This is a genomic window from Bartonella sp. MF74HXZ, from assembly GCF_042194445.1.
Lineage (GTDB): Bacteria > Pseudomonadota > Alphaproteobacteria > Rhizobiales > Rhizobiaceae > Bartonella > Bartonella grahamii.
Map to the genome: position 1 here is coordinate 1 of NZ_JBHIMW010000025.1, position 953 is coordinate 953.

Here is a 953-nt window from a genome sequence, read left to right on the forward strand (position 1 = left end):
CCTCTCTGAATTATTCAGATAGTACTGAACCTTCTACATTGGCTTTTGTTTTCATCGTATGGTAGGCATCCCTTTTGCTTCATGATCAAAAATTTTCATATCAACTTCGCGTCTTTTCTTTTTGATAAGTGATTGCTCAGCGTTACGTAAATGCGCTACCATTTGCATTTTTATAGATTCATTTTGAATCAGGGCTAATGAACCATCGATATGTGCTTGAAGATCTGCAATATCTTTCAGGTTTTCTTTTGTTTGAAGTTCATTAAATAGATCTTGGAGGTATTTAAAACGATTTTCTACGTTTTCAAAAGTTTTCAAAGTTACAGCTTTATCTAGTGCCGATAAAAATTGTAAACGCGCAAAAACAGCTTTGCCCATTTGATCAAAAGACCCAGAAATTTTGTTTTCTTCCTCTAATACCTTTTGATATGATTTCCTTGAAAACTGATTATTCTTATAGAGCGATTCTGGTTCTTTGAGAAAAAAACTAGAAAAGTCTATTTTCTGAGGTGCAGTTTTCTGACTCTTTGTTATAGCTTGATAGGTTTTTTCTGTTTGCGAAAGTTGTTCTTTTTTCAACTCAAGCTGTTTTTTTAAGAGATCAATAATTTCCCCTTTTTCTAATAGCTTAATAAGCTCCAGATCTTCTTTCGGTGGTTGTGGAGAAGGAGGCTTCTTTTTTAATGCATTTGGATTTGGAGAATGACCCCAATTAAATCCGAATGCTGAAGATAAATTTATCATTCCCAAAAGGGTAATTATTCCTGCTATAATAAAGATCTTTTTCATATATTTGCTCGCTTGATTTCGGCAGGGATTGTTTTATTAATAGGCACACGGTTCCTATCATTGGGCTGTTTTAGCTTTGGTGCTAATGCACAAGCTGATAGAATGTTTGCAATCAAAATTACAAGAATGACCGACTTCATTTTAATACGACTCTTTTTACTGTT

2 protein-coding genes are annotated in these 953 nt (G+C 33.7%); both read right to left on the reverse strand.

The window, feature by feature from the left end; all coding sequences use genetic code 11:
- Positions 1-51: 51 nt before the first annotated feature.
- Positions 52-789: a type IV secretion system protein gene (locus ACFIJ8_RS08415; RefSeq protein WP_375639383.1), complete on the reverse strand. Its 738-nt coding sequence runs from the start codon at positions 787-789 to the stop codon at positions 52-54.
- Positions 786-929, reverse strand: coding sequence for a TrwH protein (locus tag ACFIJ8_RS08420; protein ID WP_375639384.1), 144 nt, complete (start codon positions 927-929; stop codon positions 786-788). Before ACFIJ8_RS08420 ends, ACFIJ8_RS08415 begins: the two co-directional genes overlap by 4 nt.
- Positions 930-953: the final 24 nt, after the last annotated feature.